A 20,315-nucleotide genomic window follows, 5' to 3' on the forward strand; every position below is an offset into this window, starting at 1 on the left:
GTGCTCAAATGCCCTTGCTGAACGGTCGCTCTCTTGATTGTCCGAGACAAAAGTTATGTCGCATTTAGCGGCAGATAATCTTGTGGATCGAACTATTTAATTGGTTTTCTGCTGTGGCGCCGTCGACGACGCTCCTAGTAAGCTGTTGTCGAGTGGCGAAGGCGTAACATCGATTCCGGCATACTTTTGTATATCTTCGATCGCTCCGTGTGGCACTCGTTCAATGCGGTGCACGAGTGGTTGATCGGACTGAAGAAATTTCCGGCATTTAATTCGCGCGATGCGAATGTGTCTAGGGTAGCTCAGGAAATTACCTTGGGTGAGCCGTCGTGTCGTCGCAAAAAAGCCTCCACCCGCCGGGAAGACGCACTCCAACGGCGCTGCGCCAGCAGAGTCGCACTTGGGGTCGCGTCGCTTGGGGAAACAATTGGGCGCGTACCAGGGGCAAACTAGATTGAAATTAACAGGAGAAAACTAGATGGCATCCATTCCTCTGACATGGAATGATCCGATGTTTAGCGACCAGACCAATTCGGGGACGGTCTGGCTTCAAGATGGAGAGACGATTTCGGGTGTGAGCATTTCCGACCAGAGCGACACTGTCGCCGTCGGAGGGAGCGGCTCGTTCACCATCGACGACGTCCGTATTTCTTCAAGGGAAGGCGTGCGCATTGGGGGCAGCGGTGATGTCACCATCAACAATTCGTACATCGAGACAACGGGACTGTCGGGCGATCACGCCGACGGAATTCAGGCCTATGCTCCCGGCGCCACCGGGAATCTGACCATTACAAACTCGACGATTGTATCGCACGACCAGAATGCCACTGCTGGGCTGTTCATCGCAGATGGTTATAGCGGAACGTTCACTTTCAATAACGTGGTGTTCGACGGTGGCCCATTTGGTCTGCGCATTGCCGCGGACGCAGGAGCCGGTCACGATGACTACCTCGCCCTCAAGGACGTGTATTTTGTGGGGCCATTTGCGTATGGCGCGCTCTGGTTGGAGGAGGTCAATGCGAACATACACATCACGCAATGGGAGAATGTTCGTTACGCCACGATCGTGGACGGTCAACTCATCCCCGGCGATCTTATCCCGCCTCCCCTTCCGGTAGAAGGACCGACCGCACCCAGCACGCCGACCGCGCCGGATGCTCCGACTATCGCGTCGTTCTCGACCGACAGCGGCACCGCTGGCGACAAGATTACCAACGACAATACCATCGAGCTCAAGGGCACCGCGGCTGCCGGCAGCACGGTCAAGATCTACGACGGTACGACCCAAATTGGTTCGACGACTACGGACTCGAGCGGCAGTTGGGACTACATCACCAAGGTCCTGACCGACGCCAAACATACGCTGACCGCAACGGCGACCAGCTCGTCGGGTCAGACCAGCGCGGCGTCGTCTGCGTTGGCAATCACTGTCGATACCAAGGCTCCGACTGCGCCGACCATTGCCAGCCATACCGTGAACACCGCCAATCAGGTGGTGATGTCGGGCAGTGCCGAAGCGAGCAGCGTCGTGAAGGTGTTCGACGGCACGACCCAGATCGGGACCGCGACTGCCAACAGCACCGGCGGGTGGAGCTATACAACCAGCGCCCTTGCGGCCGGTTCGCACAGCCTTACCGCGACGGCAACGGATGCAGCAGGCAATACCGGCCCGGCGTCCACTGCGTTCACCGCCAGCATCACCGGCACCTCGGCGCCAGCCACACCGACCTCGCCGACGTCACCGACGTCGCCGACTGCCGGCACGGTGGTCGAGTCAGCTGGCGCGACAACTCTCGTTGAGAGCGGCGGCAAATATTACCTCAATGGCAGCACCGGATCGGGCCCCACGCTGAAGGACAACGGTGTGCAGTTTGTGAAAGGGTCGGATGGCACCTGGACTCCCATCGGTGCGGAGAAGACGGCGACGGGCTATGTGGTTGCGTGGAAGGAGACGAGCACGGGTCAGTACACGGCGTGGAACACCGACAATAACGGCAACTACGTGTCCCATGTCAGCTCCCTGACCGGCTCCACAGACGGTGGCTCGGTGTCGGGTACTGACTCTGGCCTTAAGTCGCTCGAGACGAGCTTCCATCAGGATCTGAACGGTGACGGGCAGGTAGGTACTTCCACTGCGACCATCCCGACGTCGCCAACCCCGACGACTGGCAAGGTCGTCGAATCGGCTGGTGTGACAAGTCTCGTTGAGAGTGGCGGAAAATACTACCTCAACGGCAGCACCGGCACTGGCCCGACGCTAAAGGATAACGGCGTGGATTTCGTGGGCGGGTCCGATGGCACCTGGACTCCCATTGGCGCGGAGAAGACGGCGACGGGCTATCAAGTTGCCTGGAAGGAGACGAGCACCGGTCAGTACACGGCGTGGAATACCGACAATAACGGCAACTACGTGTCTCATGTCAGCTCCCTGACCGGCTCCACGGACGGTGGCTCGGTGTCGGGTACGGACTCTGGCCTCAAGACGCTGGAGACCAGCTTCCATCAGGACCTGAACAGTGACGGGCAGATCGGTACGTCCAGCGTAGCTACGTCATCCACTGCAACCGGTAGCAACGCGGCTATTGCGGGCAGTACGTTCATCGCTTCGCCGGGCAACACGACCCTGACCAGCACTTCCGGCGATGACACCTTCGTTGGCAGCAGCCAGGCCGATACTTTCGTGTTTGGCGCGAACTTCGGCAACGACGTCATCAAGGGCTTCGTTGCCCGCGGACCTGCTCACGACACGATCGAGTTCAGCAAGAGTGTGTTCGACAGTTTTGCCAGCGTTCTTTCCCACGCGACCCAGTCCGGCACCGATGTCGTGATCGCGACGGGGAGCGATACGCTCACGCTGAAGAACGCCAAGCTCGGCTCGTTGACCAGCAACGACTTCCACTTCGCGTAGGGGACGGCATCCACAGAAAGCAATCTTCAACAACTGCCTTGGGGGATCTCTTGAGGGATCTTCCGACAAAGGCGCGTTTCAGGGGCAGAAGCCATGATTGACTTTGGACGGCGGGGGGTATTCCCCCCGCCCGCAAATCTCTATCGAATTCCATTTCTTCACATATCAGGACTCTGGTCAGCCGGACGGCAGTGGGCGGAAAACGCTCAACTGCAGGCGCCGCAACTGATCGGCTGGGCAAAGGGCCTGATCGAAGTGCTGCGGCAACGGATATTCGCTGGTCGACCCCGGCCAGTGGATCACTATGACGAGTCGCAGTCAGAGTTGTCGGCGTTCCTGCGGTCTTGCCGCCGGATTTTCTGGGCGCTAGCGGCATTCAGCGGCATGAGCAACCTTCTCATGCTCACCGGCTCGTTCTTCATGCTGCAAGTCTATGATCGGGTGCTGCCCGGACGCAGTATACCGACTCTTGTCGCTCTGTTGGCTCTGGCAACGGTGCTCTACCTGTTTCAGGGCGGGCTCGACTTCGTCAGGAGCAGGATCAGCGCCCGGGTGGGCCGGTATTTCGATGAAAGTCTCGGGGTTCGCATCTTCGACGCTCTTGTTCGCCTGCCTTTGAAGACCAGAGCGGATGGCGACGGCCTGCAGCCGGTACGGGACCTCGATCAGGTCCGCAGCTTCCTGTCGAGCGGAGGGCCGACGGCGCTCTTCGATCTGCCCTGGATGCCGATCTATCTCGGCGTCTGCTTCCTCTTTCACTTCTGGATTGGCATCACTGCGCTGGCTGGTGCGTTGGTGCTGGTCGGCATTACGATGCTCACGGAAACGCGTACCCGAGGTCCGGCAAAGGCGAGCTCGCGTCTTGCCATTTCGCGAACGGCCCTCGCGCTCGAGGGACGGCGCAATGCCGAAGTTCTGCAGGCCATGGGTATGCGGCAACAAGCGGCTTTGCGTTGGCAGGATGCCAACGCAAAGTACCTCGCAGCCCATGAACGGGCCAGCGATGTCGCAAACGGACTCGGTGGTGCCTCGAAGATTTTCCGCGCGATCTTGCAATCGCTGGTTCTTGCCGTTGGCGCCGTCCTCGTCATCAACCAGGAATCGACGGCCGGCATCATCATTGCCGGATCGATCCTCACCGCGAGGGCCCTTGCGCCTGTCGAAATGGCAATTGCGAACTGGAAGGGGTTCGTCGCGGCGCGCCAATCGGGACAACGGCTCGATTACTTGCTGAAACTTCTCCCTCAGGAGGAGGAGCGGTTGGCATTGCCTGCGCCTGTTGAAACCCTTAGCGCCGAGAACCTCTATATCGGTGCTCCGAACTCCGAAAGACCCACTCTCAGCGACGTGTCATTCCAGCTGCGGAGTGGGCAGGCGGTCGGAATCATCGGTCCGAGCGGATCCGGCAAGTCGACGCTGGCGCGTGCGCTGGTTGGGGTGTGGCCGTGCATTCGAGGCAGGATCCGGCTCGACAACGCCGCCCTCGATCACTGGTCTTCGGACGACCTCGGCAAGCACATCGGTTATCTGCCCCAGGACGTAGAATTGTTCGACGGCAGCATTGCGATGAACATTGCACGCTTCGACCCGGACGCAACCGCCGCCGCTGTTCTGGAAGCCGCCCGTGCCGCGGGCGCGCATGACCTCGTGCTCTCACTGCCGGACGGGTACAGCACGAAGATCGGCGAGGGAGGGCTGGCGCTGTCGGCGGGGCAGCGGCAGCGTATCGGGCTTGCGCGCGCCTTTTACGGCAAACCCTTCCTGGTCGTGCTTGACGAACCCTCTTCCAATCTCGATGCGGAGGGCGAGGAGGCCCTGACCGAGGCGATCCTGAACGTGCGACGCCGCGGAGGGATTGTGGCCGTTGTCGCTCATCGGCCGAAGGCGCTGGAAGGTGTGGACCACGTATTGTGCCTCGGCGAAGGCAGAGTTCAGTCCTTCGGCAAGCGAGAGGAGGTTCTCAAGAGGGTGCTGCGGAATCCGGTGCCGCTGAAGGTCGTCGCGGAAGCTCAAGGAGGCGGCCGATGAACGGTCAGGTAACGCCGGCGTTGCAGTCCATCCAACGTTACATGATCGTCGGAATGATCATGTTCGCTATGGTGACCTTTGGGGTCGGCGGCTGGGCGACGACTTCCCAGTTGTCGGGCGCGGTGATCGCGCAGGGCGTGGTCGTGGTGGATTCGAGCGTCAAGAAGGTCCAGCACGCCACGGGTGGAATCGTCGGAGAGTTGCGCGTGCGCCAGGGCGATCGGGTGAATGCAGGCGACATCCTGATCCGCCTCGACGAGACGCAGACGCTCGCGAATGCAACGATCGTCACGAATAGCATTGACGAACTGCTGGCGCGGCAGGCCCGTCTCGAGGCCGAGCGCGATAGTGCCGAGCAGGTCGTGTTTCCAAAGGTACTGCTCGACCGGGCCAAAGAAAGCAACTCCGAGGCGAGCCGTGCAATCGCCGCGGAGCGGAAGCTGTTCGATCTGCGTCGTCAGGCGAGGAGCGGCCAAAAAGCGCAGTTGCAGGAGAAGAGTGCGCAGTTGGAGAACGAAATCAAGGGCTATATGGGGCAGACGGAGGCCAAGCAGAAGGAAGTGGAATTCATCCGACAGGAGCTGGAGGGCGTGCGCAGCCTCTGGCAGAAGAACCTGGTGCCGATCACCCGGCTCAATTCCCTCGAGCGCGATTCCGCCCGCATCGAGGGCGAGCGCAGCCAGCTCGCAGGAATGATCGCTCAGTCGAAGGGCAAGATCTCCGAAATCGGACTCCAGATCATTCAGATCGACCAGGACCTCCGAACCGAGGTCGGCAAGGACTTGATCGAAACCCGCTCGAAACTCTCCGAGCTGGGCGAGCGCAAGACTGCGGCGGTGGATCAGTTGAATCGGGTCGATATCCGGGCGCCACAATCCGGTCGGGTCCACGAGCTCAGCGTCCATACGGTCGGGGGGGTGATCTCTCCGGGCGAGCAAATCATGCTGATTGTCCCTGACGCGGACTCGCTCGCGGTCGAAGTCAAGATCGCACCGAAGGATATCGACCAGGTCTACGTGGGGCAGACCGCGACAATGCGCTTCGCAGCATTCAACCAGAAGACCACGCCCGAAATCGACGGCGAGGTCAGCATGGTCTCGGCAGACATCACGCAGGATCAGCGTGCCGGCACGAGTTACTACACAGGCCGCGTCTTGCTGAAGACGGAAGAGCTGGCGAAGCTCGGCTCGGCCAAGTTGCTGCCCGGCATGCCCGTCGAGGTCTTCATCAAGACGGCAGGGCGGACCGCGCTGTCCTACCTGCTCAAGCCGCTACACGATCAGGCGCAGCGCGCATTCAAAGAGCGCTGAGCCCTTGCTGGGTGAAATGACACAGCCCCGAGTGCACGCGCACTCGGGGCTGCAGATCAGCGACCACCGAGGTCGCGATCAAAAAAGGTGATGCGTTGGCCGCATCAACGAGCACCGAGCTGACGACGAGCCCGTGCAATGCGCCTGGAGGTGGACGGCGTGGCTTGAGGGGCCTCTGGCCGCCAGGAACGAGCCACGAGGGTGGACAGTTTTCGCACCTTCGTCAGGCTTGATTGGGCGTGTCTGAGCAGCCGCGAGAGATTGGCTGGGGTGAGCCTGGCAGTACCGACCCACGTCGTCAGCGGCGGCAGCAAAGCCCCTGCGCGCGCACGGACCGAGTATGGCGCAGGCTTGCTGTGTCGGCCGGCGGACCTGCTAACCGCCCGGCGGTGCAGCCCGCTCAGCACATCCATTCGTTTGCTGTGCAGAGTCATCGCTGTGACGAAGACAAGCAGGATGGCTTCAGCCCCCAGAATGACGAGCAGTTCTTCCGGCATGCGCGCGCAATCTCGATTGTGAGGGGGGGAGGGTCGTTCGGAATACGATCTGCCGAGGGGCGCATTGAATCAACGATTAATTCGTCGGAATCGTTAAATTGTCGCCTTAATTCTGAGCGCAGCCGAGCAACTCATAGCGGCCGGCGATGCGCCCGCAACGGCATGCGTCTGCGGGGGATCTGGTGTGGCCGTATTGGATAATGCGCAAAACGGATTATTGTGGCTCGACCGTTATATTTAATTGACAATTAAATTAAATAAATTAAAGAAGAAATGTGGTTGCCGCGGGGCTGACAATGTCAGCCCTGCCAGCGGATCCGAGCCTCAGTCTTGCGTTTGCGAGGGGATCGGCAGATGTATCGAACCTTCGGCTCCGTCGTGGCGGTCGCTATCATGCTCGGAGGAGTTCAATGGGCAGGAGCTGGGCGCCTGTCTTTGCCGGCGACGCCGCGGGCAGTGCAGCACATCGAACTGGGAAACCCGACGCTGCCGCCCCTTGCGTACACCGTGTTCTGCCTGCGCTACGAGGCGGAATGTCCTCCGCCGCGCTCGTTCCGCGGCGGGCCGATCCGGCTGACCGAGGACCGCTGGGCGGCTCTGCAGGAGGTCAATCGCGCGGTCAATCTCGCCATCGTGCCGGCGCGCAACGAGCTCGGCCTTGCCGGCGAGGAATGGGTCATCAACCCCAAGCACGGCGATTGCAATGACTACGCGGTGAGCAAGCGCCACGAATTGCTTCGGCGCGGCTGGCCTGCGCGAGTCCTGCTATTGAGCGAAGTCGTCGTCAGTTCTGGAGAGCACCACCTCGTGCTTCTCGTGCGCACGCGAAATGGCGATTTCGTCCTCGACAATCTCTCACCCGAAATCAAACCATGGTCGCAAGTTCGCTATCGCTGGGTTCGGGTGCAAATGCCACGGCACATTCTTTGGGCGAGAACCGACGGGAAGGGAGCGTGAGCCCGACAGCCATTCAATGAAATGTCTCTGGTTAAGATCGCCTGCGGTCTGTGGCACGCGCAATCCGCATGGTCGCAATCGTTTGAAGGGGAAATCCGTGAAGAAAGTAACGCGTTGGCGAGGCTTTGGCTGGGCGCAGATAATCGCCGGCTTGTGTTACGCCGGTTCCGCACTGGCGGATCAATCACTTTCCACCAGCCAAGCGCCAGGTCCTGCCTCCTCGCCTTCGCCTTTTCCTGCTCCGGCGTCGACTCCTCCACTCTCATTTGATGACGCCCGCTTTGCTGGAAATGCCTCCGAGCCATACACCCGTTACGGGAAGTTCTTCAGCAACGGTGAAGTCGTCGAGCATCGTTCCTGGGATCACAACAACGATGGAAGCTCGGTCGTTTGCGGCGATTGCACTCTGAAAAATTCGCGGATTCGATCCAACGAGGGATTCCGGTGTATTGGCACCGACGGTGCTGGCGGCATCAAGATTGATGGCGTTTACATCGAGACCAAAGGTCTGCCGGGCGATCACGCAGACGGGCTTCAGTGTTATGATCCTGGCAAAACCAACACCATCACGGTTCGCAATACAACATTCAAGACCTATAACAACACCAATGCAACGGCCGGATTCTTCTATGCTGATGGACTAGGGGGCTCAGTTAGCTTTGAGAACGTCTTGTTCTGGGGTGGACCGTATGGGTTGCGAATGCATCCCGATGGCATGAACGTCGCCGTCTCCCTGAAGGATGTGTATTTCGTTGGCCCGTTCCTATACGGCGCATTTCTGATCAACAATGCGGGCGGCGGAACGATGACGATCACCAAATGGGAGAACGTCAGGAGTGCAACCATCGTAAATGGCCGGCTCGTCCCGGGCAGTTTGCTTCCTCAGCCTCGGATCCGCTGATCCATTTTCCTGCCAGGCCCCCGCGCTTTTGGACGCTCGCGGCTTGCATCCTCGGATTAAGGTCGCTCGTTATGAAATATCAGCTTGCAAATTAAACCAATTTAATAATATAAATGTTTAATTCGTGAGCTCCGGTAGGTTATGCCTTACAGAAGACGGAGAGCTGTCGTTTCCATTTGAGCTGGGATTTGGAGTGGAGGCGCGTGGTAAAATGGTACGCGATCCGGGGTAGCGCGCGGCGTTGGCGACCTTCGGAAGGACGAGCTGACAAGTCGCGCTCGAGCAAGTTGGTTGTCGAAGATGGGTTCGGTCGAACATTGAGCGGGAGTGGGTCCTGACGTATCGCACGAGACTGAATCCCATGCCGGATGCCATTTATCGAGCCGCTGAGCCCGACATTTCGATCATCATCGTGAGCTACAACACGCGCACCATGACGCTCGAATGTATTCGATCTGTCTTGGCACAAACAACGACGGTACTCTACGAAGTCATCGTTTTCGATAACGCTTCAACAGACGGATCTCCGGAAGCCATTCGCGCAAGCTTCCCTCAACTCGAGCTCATCGCGTCGCAAGAAAATCTTGGGTTTGCCGGCGCCAACAACATCGCCGCGATGCGGGCGCGGGGGCGCCGGTTTCTGTTGCTCAACCCGGACACCCTGATCTTGAATCACGCAATCGATCATCTGCACGAGTTCGCCGACGCGAATCCGCGCTTTGGGATCTGGGGCGGGCGCACCGTGCTGTCTGACGGCCGCTTGAATCCTGGCTCCTGTTGGGGAGATGCCACCTTATGGAGCATCTTCTGTTTTACTACTGGTCTGACCAGCTTGAAGCGCAGCAGCGCGGTTTTCAATCCCGAAGGATACGGTGGTTGGAAGCGTGACAGCATTCGTGCAGTCGACATTGTCACGGGCTGCTTTCTTCTCATAGACCGCGAACTTTGGAAGCAACTTGACGGCTTTGACCCCGAGTTTTTCATGTACGGTGAAGAAGCGGACTTGTGCCGCCGGGCGCGCAAGCTTGGTGCATCCCCGACCATCACGCCTGCAGCTACCATCATTCACTACGGCCAGTCTTCCGAGCCCGATCAAGCAGAGCAACGCATCAAGGTCCTTGCCGGCCGGATCACGCTGCTGCGGCGTCACAATTCCGCTGCGACGATTCTCGCAGGCAAGTCACTGTACATGATGCTTCCCCTCCTGCGCTTGCTTGCGTACGGAACGGCCGGCCTAGTCTCCGGCAGAAGTGATTTGCGTGAAAAGGCGCGAAACTGGCGCTATGTCTGGCAGCATCGTCAACGCTGGGTGAATGGCTGGAGCAATGTCGGCGTGAGGAGCGCGCGCGGCAATCCGCGCAACAACCTGTCAGAGGAGATAGCTGCTGTGGAACGTCCGTCAGGGGACGCGTTATCCCGCTCGCGCCAGGGATAGCCACCGATGCGGCGCGACGTTACCATTGTGGTCTATCATCATATCGCGGACTATGAAGACCCGTTAACCAGCAAGCTTGGAGTTGTTACAAGGCCAGAGGTTTTTGAGAAGCACGTCAAGTATTTCGTGCGTCATTTTGACGTGGTGAGCGGATCGGACCTTGTAAGCGGCGCTCTGCCGCGTAAACCTTTGCTGATCACCTTCGATGACGCATATCGCTCGGTCCTCGATACCGCAAGTACTGTCTTGAAAGCGGCAAACGCACCTTCGCTGTTCTTCGTCAATCCGACAACGTTGCTCGGAAGCAGATTGCCAGTGGATAACATCCTTTCGTTGGCAGCGGTGGTGCTCGGTAAACAGCAACTGATAGCTCTCCTGAACATCAACGAAACCGGAACAACATCAGTCTCTAGGCTCATCGCCAACGTGATTTCAAAATGGACTCAGGCGCAAATTGCGGAGGCGAAGCAGCAGCTGTGTACCGCAATGGGCACCAACGAATTGGAGCTCCGGCGTACATCGAAGCTCTTTCTTGATATCACCGACATCAAGCGGTTTGCGAGCTTAGGGATTGAAGTAGGAAACCACTCGATGAGCCACACGTTCTTCCGTTCGCTTTCATCGAGCGAGTTGGAGACCGAGATCGTGCAAAGCCGAGAGCTTCTGGAGAAATTATCCGGACAAACGGTTCAATGCCTAAGTATTCCTTATGGGAATGCATTGGACGCGACCGAAGGTGCGCTGCGCGCCGCACGGCGTAATCACAAGGCGATCTTTCTGGTGCATGCGAAAAGCAACCGCTTTAAACCGGCGGCTGACATTTTCTATCGGATTAGCCTGGGGAACGCCGCGCCAGAAGAGATTCCCTTCAAGCTCCGGATTATGCCTGTACTGCGGTGTGCGAGAGATTGGCTATGGTAGCTGCGCAGCCCGAACAAAAGAGAATAGTGATTCTGACGCGGGATGGCCCAGAACATCGCTATGTCGCAAACATGCTTTGCGCTGGACTCTCCATTGACCGCATCATTGTGGACCGGTCGACACGGAGGACAAGACTGCGGCGCGCCGTACGGAAAGGGTTAGTGCACTTCTTAGGAAAAGCAACCCGTGCTGTGTTTCTCAAGTTGATTCGAGACGATGAGGCCCGAACTCGGTCACTTGAAAGTCTGTTGGGGCAAAAGGCTCAAGCATTCTATGCATCTGATCGAATCGACTATGTCGAAGGCATAAACGGCGCCGAAAGCTTGGAAGTCCTGCGGCAGAGGCGCCCCGATGCGATTCTTATTTACGGCACGTCGGTCGTGAAGAATGCGGTCCTCGACTCTGCAAGCGATATGTGTGTCAACCTGCATACAGGTATTAGCCCCCAGTATCGCGGAACCGCGTGCAGCTTTTGGCCTGTAGTCAACGACGAGTTGGACATGCTCGGTGCGACCATTCATGAATGCACGTCCGGTGTCGACAGCGGGCCGATCTTTGAGACAGTGCATTCGAGATACGAACCAGGGGACGACTTGCATACGATTTTTGGCCGAGCCGTGATGGTCGGTGCCGAAGCGTATGTACGAGTGGTTCAACGCTATGTGGCGGGCACCTTGAGCGGAGTTTCGCAAGATCTCAATCTTGGGCGCGAGTACCGTGGAGCCGATTTAACCATTGGTCCGGAATTGGTGGCGCGATGCCGGCTCGCCCGTCTGAGGTCCATCGCCGAAACCTCGATCATTGGTCAAAACGACAGGGCAGTTCGCTGACGGGCGATCGTGCAAAAACTCGCCTTACCGGCCGAAGTCGTCGTTGAGGGCGGCGCCGACTAGCCGCCCCAGCAGATCGTCATCGATGAACGAAAGCCGTGACCGGCGTCTACTAGGACGACGCTGCGAGCCCCAGCGCCGTAACCGCTGAGGGGTCGACCCAACGTCGGATAGTGCCATCAATCAAATTGGCCCCGTACATCCAGCCATCGGGACCCTTCTGCATGTCGACGATGCCTTGTACGTTGTCCACCAACTGGACGCTGGTGACCTGCCGGCTTGCGTTCAAGGTCGCAGCGAAGATCGTTCCGTTTTGGACATCGTCGAAAAAAATGGTGTTCTGATTGTAGAAATCTCCCGCGGTAATCACGTGGGCATTGTCGGGAGCCCCGTGGCTTAGAGACAGGATCGGAAATACGGCGGGCGGGTCTGACGTATTGTTCCGATTGCCATTGTTATAGAAGGTGATCGCCTGCGCGAGATTTTGGTAGCTGCCGGTCCTGTCGGGGCCTTCGAGATAGGGCCATCCGAAGTTCGAGCCGGCTGGCCCCGTATTCAGCTCTTCCCAGCTGTTCCAGCCCACATCTCCGAGCACGGGAAGATTGGTAACTGGATCGAAGCTGAAGCGGTACGCGTTGCGAACACCGTAGTAGAACACCTTCGACGCATTGCTGTTTGGATCGCTTGCCTGATAGAACGGATTGCCGGGCACTCCCTCACCTGTAACGGGATCGATCCGCAACAACTTGCCCGATAGATTGTGGATGTCTTGGACGCGCACTCCCCGGGGGTCGACGAAGTTGTACGACACGCCATCGCCGACGGTGAGGTAGAGATAGCCGTCCGGGCCGAAATGAACAGCGCCTACGCCGTGCGAATCGCTATCAGTCGCCAGATAGTCACGAATGTTTTGGTTCTGGATGCCGGTCCGGTCCGGATCGTTGTCCTGCGATCCACTCTCGATGTGGCTCGCCGGAGCTGTGATCGTGGTGCCGTTGACGATACCGGAAGGGGCGATGCTCGGATCGCCTGTGCTGTTTACGTCGGGACGGCTCGTATAGGCCCAGATGCTGTTCTTTCCGACCAGCACTACCTCGCTCGCCGGATCGGCAATCATTGTGGTTGGGTCAACGGTGACCCTCACCAGGCGAGCAGGTCGGTTGCCGGCCTGATCGGGGCCGGCAAGGCCGGGCTGGCCCGCCGTCTCGGGTGGATCGTAGGTATAGAGCAGGTAGACATAGTGGTTCGTTGCGAAATTCGGGTTCACCGCGATACCCAGCAGTCCGCGATCATTGACGCCATTTACCTCGCTCGAAATGTCGATCAGCGGAGTTGATCGAAGTTCTCCGTTATCCACCACCCGCACCACGCCGTCCTTCTGGGCAACCAGCATGTAGCGGCCGTCTGGAGTCCAATCGATCGCCGTTGGCCCGCCGGCATACCCCTGGCCCAGTCCCGTCACGTACGTCTCACCCGCCAGATTGCCGAGATCGGGGTTGTCATTATCCAGGATCTTCACGGTCGTCGTCGTCTCGGCGCCGAGAGTGGCGCCGGTCGGGTTGCTCAAGGTGACCGTGAAGGTCTCGTCATTCTCCGGCGTCGCATCGTTGATGATCGGGACCGTGATCGTCCGGGTCACCTGGCCAGCAGCGAAAGTCACCGTGCCTGACGAGGCGCTGTAGTCGGAACCCGCGAGGGCGCTGCCGTTGCTTGTCGTGAAGCCGACAGTAGCTGTTTGACTGGTGCTGCCGCTGCGCAGCAGCGTAATCGTTGCCGTCTGTGTATTCTCGGTAACGCTGATCGCCGCGTCCGCCATTGAGATCGCGACGGGCGAGTCGTCGTCGATGATGGTCACGAGCACTGTGCGCGGGGTCCCGAGGGAGCCGGAACCGGGATTCTGAAGCCCGACCGCGAACGTCTCGTTACCCTCGGTGAGCTGATCGTTCACAATTGGGATAGTGAAGCTCTTGGTGCTCTCCCCGGGGTTGAAGACGACCTGACCGGTGTTCGACCGGCCATTAAACGAGGGCTGGATGAAGTCCTGGCCCGCCGTAGCTGTGCCACCGGTGCCGATTTCGTTCGTCGTGTACTCCACGGTCGCTTGAGATTGGAGGTCGCCGGAGCGTACGACGGTGATAGTAGCCATCCCTCCCGTCTCACTGACATAGACAGTGGAACTGCTAAGTAGCGAGATGACGTTGCCCGCGGCGAACACGACGTCGCGGAAATAGTTTGCATTCTGATAGACGTTGGTGGGGAAGGCGCCCTTGGACAGGTCGAAGACGCCGGCACCGACCGGGGCGTTCAGGCCGCCATTGCTGATGGGTGAGGCGAAGCCCTGCGTGGTGGAGACGTAGGAGCTGTTGATGTTGACGGAGACGATGTAGGTCGTGCCGGCCTGGATGGTCAGCGGCGTGGCGAGCGCCTGCTGCTGCCAGCCCGATGCGCCTTCGTTGGTAAACGTGACCGTCGCCAGCTCCTGGCCGGTGGCCGACCAGATGTGGCCGATATGCGTGCCCGTCTCGCCCGGGGCCCTGTAGTACCGGATTGCCTGGATCGAGCCGGAGGTGTCGCTGGTGAAGCGCATCCCCAGCTCATAACCTACTCCGTCGTTGGCATTGGTGATGACAGGCGTCTGGGTGGTGAACAGCGTAGTGGTGGCACTCGCAGCGGCAACCGTCGCCGTGGCCGCGCTGGTCACATTCTCGCTGGCGCCGAGCAGGTCGGTGTAGGTGGCATTCACGCGGATCCGCTTGCCGACCAGGCTGCTGTCGAGGGTGAGGCTCGAGGTCGTGGCGGCCAGGTTCGTCCAAGTGGTGCCGTCGGGGCTGCTCTGCCAGTGATAGGTGATGCTGGCGGGCGCGCCGTCGGGGTCCGTGACGCTGGCCGTCAGGGTCTGGTTCTGGGCGGCGGTGCCGTTGATCGTGACAGCGCCGGGGTCGTTGACGTTGGCCACTGTCGTGGCGGTCGCGGTGCTCACCGGGGCCTCGGTGCTGCCCGAGAGGTCCGTGTAGCTGGCGGTGACACGTATGAAGCTGCCGACCTGGGCCTGCCCGAGGACTAGCGTGCTCGCGGTCGCGCCACTGATGTTGCTCCACGAGTTGCCGTTCGCACTCTGCTGCCACTGATAGGAGACGGTGCCCGGCACTCCATCCGCATCGCTCACGGTCGCGGTCAAGGTCTGGTTCTGCGTCGGCGTCCCGCTGACGCTTACCGCACCGGGGCGGTTATTGGGCTGTGACGAGCCCGCAGCGAACACGACGTCGCGGAAATAGTTTGCATTCTGATAGACGTTGGTGGGGAAGGCGCCCTTGGACAGGTCGAAGACGCCGGCACCGACCGGGGCGTTCAGGCCACCATTGCTGATGGGTGAGGCGAAGCCCTGCGTGGTGGAGACGTAGGAGCTGTTGATGTTGACGGAGACGATGTAGGTCGTGCCGGCCTGGATGGTCAGCGGCGTGGCGAGCGCCTGCTGCTGCCAGCCCGATGCGCCTTCGTTGGTAAACGTGACCGTCGCCAGCTCCTGGCCGGTGGCCGACCAGATGTGGCCGATATGCGTGCCCGTCTCGCCCGGGGCCCTGTAGTACCGGATTGCCTGGATCGAGCCGGAGGTGTCGCTGGTGAAGCGCATCCCCAGCTCATAACCTACTCCGTCGTTGGCATTGGTGATGACAGGCGTCTGGGTGGTGAACAGCGTAGTGGTGGCACTCGCAGCGGCAACCGTCGCCGTGGCCGCGCTGGTCACATTCTCGCTGGCGCCGAGCAGGTCGGTGTAGGTGGCATTCACGCGGATCCGCTTGCCGACCAGGCTGCTGTCGAGGGTGAGGCTCGAGGTCGTGGCGGCCAGGTTCGTCCAAGTGGTGCCGTCGGGGCTGCTCTGCCAGTGATAGGTGATGCTGGCGGGCGCGCCGTCGGGGTCCGTGACGCTGGCCGTCAGGGTCTGGTTCTGGGCGGCGGTGCCGTTGATCGTGACAGCGCCGGGGTCGTTGACGTTGGCCACTGTCGTGGCGGTCGCGGTGCTCACCGGGGCCTCGGTGCTGCCCATGACGTCCGTGTAGCTGGCGGTGACACGTATGAAGCTGCCGACCTGGGCCTGCCCGAGGACTAGCGTGCTCGCGGTCGCGCCACTGATGTTGCTCCACGAGCTGCCGTTCGCACTCTGCTGCCACTGATAGGAGACGGTGCCCGGCACTCCGTCCGCATCGCTCACGGTCGCGGTCAAGGTCTGGTTCTGCGTCGGCGTCCCGCTGACGCTTACCGCACCGGGGCGGTTATTGGGCTGTGACGAGCCCGCAGCGAACACGACGTCGCGGAAATAGTTTGCATTCTGATAGACGTTGGTGGGGAAGGCGCCCTTGGACAGGTCGAAGACGCCGGCACCGACCGGGGCGTTCAGGCCGCCATTGCTGATGGGTGAGGCGAAGCCCTGCGTGGTGGAGACGTAGGAGCTGTTGATGTTGACGGAGACGATGTAGGTCGTGCCGGCCTGGATGGTCAGCGGCGTGGCGAGCGCCTGCTGCTGCCAGCCCGATGCGCCTTCGTTGGTAAACGTGACCGTCGCCAGCTCCTGGCCGGTGGCCGACCAGATGTGGCCGATATGCGTGCCCGTCTCGCCCGGGGCCCTGTAGTACCGGATTGCCTGGATCGAGCCGGAGGTGTCGCTGGTGAAGCGCATCCCCAGCTCATAACCTACTCCGTCGTTGGCATTGGTGATGACAGGCGTCTGGGTGGTGAACAGCGTAGTGGTGGCACTCGCAGCGGCAACCGTCGCCGTGGCCGCGCTGGTCACATTCTCGCTGGCGCCGAGCAGGTCGGTGTAGGTGGCATTCACGCGGATCCGCTTGCCGACCAGGCTGCTGTCGAGGGTGAGGCTCGAGGTCGTGGCGGCCAGGTTCGTCCAAGTGGTGCCGTCGGGGCTGCTCTGCCAGTGATAGGTGATGCTGGCGGGCGCGCCGTCGGGGTCCGTGACGCTGGCTGTCAGGGTCTGGTTCTGGGTCGCGGTGCCGTTGATCGTGACAGCGCCGGGGTCGTTGACGTTGGCCACTGTCGTGGCGGTCGCGGTGCTCACCGGGGCCTCGGTGCTGCCCGAGAGGTCCGTGTAGCTGGCGGTAGCCCGTATGAAGCTGCCGACCTGAGCCTGCCCGAGGACGAGCGTGCTCGCGGTCGCGCCACTGATGTTGCTCCACGAGTTGCCGTTCGCACTCTGCTGCCACTGATAGGAGACGGTGCCCGGCACTCCATCCGCATCGCTCACGGTCGCGGTCAAGGTCTGGTTCTGCGTCGGCGTCCCGCTGACGCTTACCACACCGGGGCGGTTATTGGACTTCACCGGCACGTCAGTTGCACTCCCCAGCTAGTCAGCGTGATCAAATGCTATCTAACGTAGCAACGCCAACTGTGCGGGTTGTAGTTTCGGTCGCGGCTGTCATGTTATTCACAGATAATATTAAATACCATTAAAAATATTAAATCAAAAGCGGATTTTGCCTTGGGAGTAGCGCCGTTCGTCAATTTCTCTTGAGCTTTGAAGAAGCCGGCGCGCGGATCTCGTGCACTCAGCGGGACGCAGCTTCGAACGCACTCGCTATGTCCAACTCTTATGGTTTCATCCGCTTCGCGATCAGGTCGGCGAACTCACCCAGATTCCGCGCCGCCTCGACCTCGCCAACGCGAAATCGGACGCGAAACTTCTGCTCGACGGCGATGACGAGCGAGATCTGCATGAGCGAGTCCCACTCATCGACGTCCGCCGCCGAGAGCTCGGGGGTGGCCGCGACCTTCTCGAGGAAGATTCCGTCGAATACTTCCTGCAACTTCGCCAATATTTCAGCCTGCTTCATAAGCTCTCCGGGCAACATCTATCTTTGTCGAACGCACCTGATACTTCCTCACCTCCAGCTCGAACTCTTTTCGGGTTGCGGAGTCTTCCGTGCGCGCGAAACCAAACTCCTCGTAAACTTCCGCGACGATACCGTTCTTGGTTGTCGGAAGATAAATGCCGCGCACTGTCGTGCAACCGGCCACCTCTGCGAGTCGAAAAATCTCATTCATGATCTCGTCCTCGACCTGGCGCTTCAGCACGCGGCAACTCATGAGCCACGTATCGAGAACGAAGACGCCGCCATCGACCTTTGCAATGACTACGGAGATGAGCCCGGAATCACCGAACTTGTCCTCGAGCCGCATCGTGAAGCACCGGTAGTCCGGCCTTCCCAGCAGTGCCTTGATCTCAGTCTCGGACCGACGCGTCGTCGTCAGGTTGAACTGGTTGCTGCGCGCGATCAGCTGGGCGATGCGAGGAACGTCGAGCGAATCGAATTCTTTGATCGTGCCTCGCATCTCAAGCGAGGCGAGGTAGGCAGGCATGTCGGTGACGCTCGCTGCGAGTTCTGCGCGTCGCCGTTCTTGCCTGTACTGCGCAGTCCGTTCGAGATCCTCCTCGGTGACGGTCCGTGGCTCGAAATGACGTCCGGCCTGGATGCGAACGATGAATTCGGCGGGGTCCGGCCCGAGGAGTACACCTGTCACCAACGGTTGAAACTGGCGCACGATCTCGATTTCCGCCGGGTTGTCGTCGGCAAACACGAAGCTGTCCAGGCCAAGGCGGAGTTCCTCCGCGATTCTCTGCAGGTTGTCGGACTTCGGGTCCCAATTGGCTTTGAAGGCCGCGAAATGCTCGAGCCGGACAACCATCTCAGGATGCTTCTCGAATACCTCGATTGCGCGTGCATGGTCGTTCTTGCTGCATACCGCAAGCAGGACGCCGCGTTGGGAAAGTCCAAGCAGGTATCTCTGGAAAGCCTTGAACGCTTCACCACGGGGGGACGAGTCGCCAAGTTCGATTCCCTCGATACCGTCCTCCGCGATCACGCCGCCCCATAGCGTGTGATCGAGGTCGATCGCCAGGACCTTCTTGGGACTCTGCTTCCGGGAGGCGATCAGGTGGCTTAGCTCTTGCGCGATGTCGACGAGAAAGTCAGGTGAGCCGAGCTGCTTCGATTCATACCACGCTCGCGCATCCGCCGCGGCTGAGATCCCTCGCCGCGCCGAGAGGAACTCGACGTCGCAGATCTGCACCTCAGCTGGGGCCCGAAGCCCGAGCTCGAGATTGACCGCCTTTCGGAAACTCCAGTCGGTGCCAAGCGTGCGTGAACGAAACGAGCCGAGATCGAGGTCGCCGGGCAGCGCAAGGTTGGCGAGGATCGCCGCCGCGCCGGAGCGCGCGGTGAAAGTCCGCGCGAGGTTGAGGAGGTGCTCAGCGGCGCAGACTGCGGCTTCGCGCTGATGTTCGACGGCATCGAGGAGCGAGCCGGAAAACCGGCAGTGGCTCGCGTTCGGCAGTATGAAGGCGAGATCCGGCCTGAAGGCGTACAGTGAGCTCGAGCCGTCTAGGATCTCCGAGACGAAATTATCGTACGCGCCGAGGAAACGTTCGCACTCGATTCCACGAATGGCCAGGAGATGTTCAACCAGTTCGTGCAATGGATAAAGGTTGTAGCCGCCTATCAGGGCGAGGCGGAGTCTTGGCTGGACGCTTCCGGGTGCATAAAGCTTCGTCTTTTTTCGAAGGGTCGACAGAAAGAACAGCTCGGAGAAGCTCGTCGCTTGCCGCGAGCGGGCGACAAGATGCCCCCAGAACGTGGCATCGCCTGACAACGCCAGGGACTTGAGTTCGGCATCATTGATGGGCCGGTCCGGCACGGGTACTGCAGCTAGAATGGCGAGCCTCCATTCAGGACAGCGACATCACGTGATTGTCCCCTACATTAAATGATGATATGGCTTGGGTCAATTAAATGAATTAAAGCTTAAATTAAGGTACAATAAATAGATGATGGTGCATGACAGGCCGGAGCCGGTGAGCCCAAATACGCCTTCCACCAAAGCTGAGAATCTGAAGCGGCTTCCCGCAGGAAACAACCTGCTTCTCCGAGAACTTCGGCTGGAGGACTCCGCGCAAGTCATCGCCTGGCGGAACGATCCCGTTCTCGGCAAGTTCCTGACCCGCGAGAAGCTGACCTTGGCTCAGCAGGAAGAGTTTTTCCGGAAATATCAGGCGAGGGTCGACGATTACTATTTCATTGCCGAATTCAAACGCTCGAAGAAGCCGGCTGGCAGCATCGCGCTTGCGAACCTGGATTTCGCGGCGGGACAGGGCGAAGTTGCGCGGTTGATCGTTGATCCTGCCGCGCGCCTTTTTCTGGCAGAGATGTTCGACCTTCTACTTGAATTCGCATTCGAGCAGCTGGGGCTTTCGGCCGTCGTGGCCAATGTTCAAGGCAGGAATAAAGCCGCGAAGAACTTTCATATTCGCCTCGGCTTCCAAACTGAAAAGGTTTCGCCGAAAGCTTGGTGGAACGGCGACGACGTGATTACGTTTCGGATGTCGCGCGCAGACTATCCACGGCTAAAACAGGTCTGGTCCGCGCTGCTCCTCGATGCACGAGAAGGTTAAACTGTTGGAGCAACCCGCCAGAGTCCGTTCGACGCCGCCCGTCTCCCTAGGCTGCCAGGGAAGGGAGGAGCAG

The 20,315-nt window shown here is 59.9% G+C and carries 12 protein-coding genes; 9 read left to right on the forward strand and 3 right to left on the reverse strand.

Features of this window, described 5'->3' with window-relative positions:
- Positions 1 to 478: 478 nt before the first annotated feature.
- The 8 genes from ABIA40_RS08450 (at position 479) to ABIA40_RS08485 (ending at position 11,787) form a co-directional block, all read left to right on the forward strand.
- Positions 479 to 2,908, forward strand: a complete 2,430-nt coding sequence (locus tag ABIA40_RS08450; RefSeq protein ID WP_404540520.1) for an Ig-like domain-containing protein — start codon at positions 479 to 481, stop codon at positions 2,906 to 2,908.
- A gap of 93 nt (positions 2,909 to 3,001) precedes the next feature.
- Positions 3,002 to 4,936 carry a type I secretion system permease/ATPase gene (locus ABIA40_RS08455; RefSeq protein WP_404540523.1) on the forward strand — a complete coding sequence of 645 codons (1,935 nt, stop codon included), beginning with the start codon at positions 3,002 to 3,004 and terminating at the stop codon, positions 4,934 to 4,936.
- Positions 4,933 to 6,246 carry an HlyD family type I secretion periplasmic adaptor subunit gene (locus ABIA40_RS08460; protein ID WP_404540526.1) on the forward strand — a complete coding sequence of 438 codons (1,314 nt, stop codon included), beginning with the start codon at positions 4,933 to 4,935 and terminating at the stop codon, positions 6,244 to 6,246. The genes ABIA40_RS08455 and ABIA40_RS08460 overlap by 4 nt, the downstream gene beginning before the upstream one ends.
- Before the next feature lie 932 nt (positions 6,247 to 7,178).
- Positions 7,179 to 7,700, forward strand: a complete 522-nt coding sequence (locus ABIA40_RS08465) for a transglutaminase-like cysteine peptidase (protein WP_333919223.1) — start codon at positions 7,179 to 7,181, stop codon at positions 7,698 to 7,700.
- Positions 7,701 to 7,797: 97 nt separating this feature from the next.
- Positions 7,798 to 8,601 carry a hypothetical protein gene (locus ABIA40_RS08470; RefSeq protein ID WP_157287843.1) on the forward strand — a complete coding sequence of 268 codons (804 nt, stop codon included), beginning with the start codon at positions 7,798 to 7,800 and terminating at the stop codon, positions 8,599 to 8,601.
- A 361-nt stretch (positions 8,602 to 8,962) separates the two neighbouring features.
- The gene (locus ABIA40_RS08475; RefSeq protein ID WP_404540530.1) at positions 8,963 to 10,036 is read left to right on the forward strand and encodes a glycosyltransferase family 2 protein; all 1,074 of its coding nucleotides are present in this window, start codon (positions 8,963 to 8,965) and stop codon (positions 10,034 to 10,036) included.
- 6 nt (positions 10,037 to 10,042) lie between these two features.
- A complete protein-coding gene (locus ABIA40_RS08480) occupies positions 10,043 to 10,957 on the forward strand; it encodes a polysaccharide deacetylase family protein (RefSeq protein ID WP_157287847.1) in 915 nt (304 codons plus the stop codon).
- Positions 10,951 to 11,787 (forward strand): formyl transferase, encoded by an 837-nt coding sequence (locus ABIA40_RS08485; RefSeq protein WP_157287849.1) that lies wholly within the window; start codon positions 10,951 to 10,953, stop codon positions 11,785 to 11,787. Before ABIA40_RS08480 ends, ABIA40_RS08485 begins: the two co-directional genes overlap by 7 nt.
- A gap of 112 nt (positions 11,788 to 11,899) precedes the next feature.
- On the opposite strand, the gene ABIA40_RS08490 is transcribed toward ABIA40_RS08485, so the two are convergent.
- The 3 genes from ABIA40_RS08490 to ABIA40_RS08500 form a co-directional block, all read right to left on the reverse strand.
- Positions 11,900 to 17,122: a DUF4082 domain-containing protein gene (locus tag ABIA40_RS08490; RefSeq protein ID WP_404540534.1), complete on the reverse strand. Its 5,223-nt coding sequence runs from the start codon at positions 17,120 to 17,122 to the stop codon at positions 11,900 to 11,902.
- Between the two features lie 262 nt (positions 17,123 to 17,384).
- Positions 17,385 to 17,627: an acyl carrier protein gene (locus tag ABIA40_RS08495; RefSeq protein ID WP_271540833.1), complete on the reverse strand. Its 243-nt coding sequence runs from the start codon at positions 17,625 to 17,627 to the stop codon at positions 17,385 to 17,387.
- Positions 17,614 to 19,488 (reverse strand): HAD-IIIC family phosphatase, encoded by a 1,875-nt coding sequence (locus ABIA40_RS08500; protein WP_404540537.1) that lies wholly within the window; start codon positions 19,486 to 19,488, stop codon positions 17,614 to 17,616. The genes ABIA40_RS08495 and ABIA40_RS08500 overlap by 14 nt, the downstream gene beginning before the upstream one ends.
- 130 nt (positions 19,489 to 19,618) lie before the next feature.
- On the opposite strand from ABIA40_RS08500, the gene ABIA40_RS08505 reads away from it, so the two are divergent.
- A complete protein-coding gene (locus ABIA40_RS08505) occupies positions 19,619 to 20,242 on the forward strand; it encodes a GNAT family N-acetyltransferase (RefSeq protein WP_404540540.1) in 624 nt (207 codons plus the stop codon).
- Positions 20,243 to 20,315 lie beyond the last annotated feature (73 nt).

Source organism: Bradyrhizobium sp. USDA 223 (assembly GCF_044909005.1).
GTDB lineage: Bacteria > Pseudomonadota > Alphaproteobacteria > Rhizobiales > Xanthobacteraceae > Bradyrhizobium > Bradyrhizobium yuanmingense.

What these genes read in the sequence shown, in the direction of transcription:
- ABIA40_RS08450 (WP_404540520.1), top strand. Translation starts at nt 479, where the DNA reads ATGGCATCCATTCCTCTGACATGGAATGATCCGATGTTTAGCGACCAG.
- ABIA40_RS08455 (WP_404540523.1), top strand. Translation starts at nt 3,002, where the DNA reads ATGATTGACTTTGGACGGCGGGGGGTATTCCCCCCGCCCGCAAATCTC.
- ABIA40_RS08460 (WP_404540526.1), top strand. Translation starts at nt 4,933, where the DNA reads ATGAACGGTCAGGTAACGCCGGCGTTGCAGTCCATCCAACGTTACATG.
- ABIA40_RS08475 (WP_404540530.1), top strand. Translation starts at nt 8,963, where the DNA reads ATGCCGGATGCCATTTATCGAGCCGCTGAGCCCGACATTTCGATCATC.
- ABIA40_RS08480 (WP_157287847.1), top strand. Translation starts at nt 10,043, where the DNA reads ATGCGGCGCGACGTTACCATTGTGGTCTATCATCATATCGCGGACTAT.
- ABIA40_RS08485 (WP_157287849.1), top strand. Translation starts at nt 10,951, where the DNA reads ATGGTAGCTGCGCAGCCCGAACAAAAGAGAATAGTGATTCTGACGCGG.
- ABIA40_RS08495 (WP_271540833.1), bottom strand. Translation starts at nt 17,627, where the DNA reads ATGAAGCAGGCTGAAATATTGGCGAAGTTGCAGGAAGTATTCGACGGA.
- ABIA40_RS08505 (WP_404540540.1), top strand. Translation starts at nt 19,619, where the DNA reads ATGATGGTGCATGACAGGCCGGAGCCGGTGAGCCCAAATACGCCTTCC.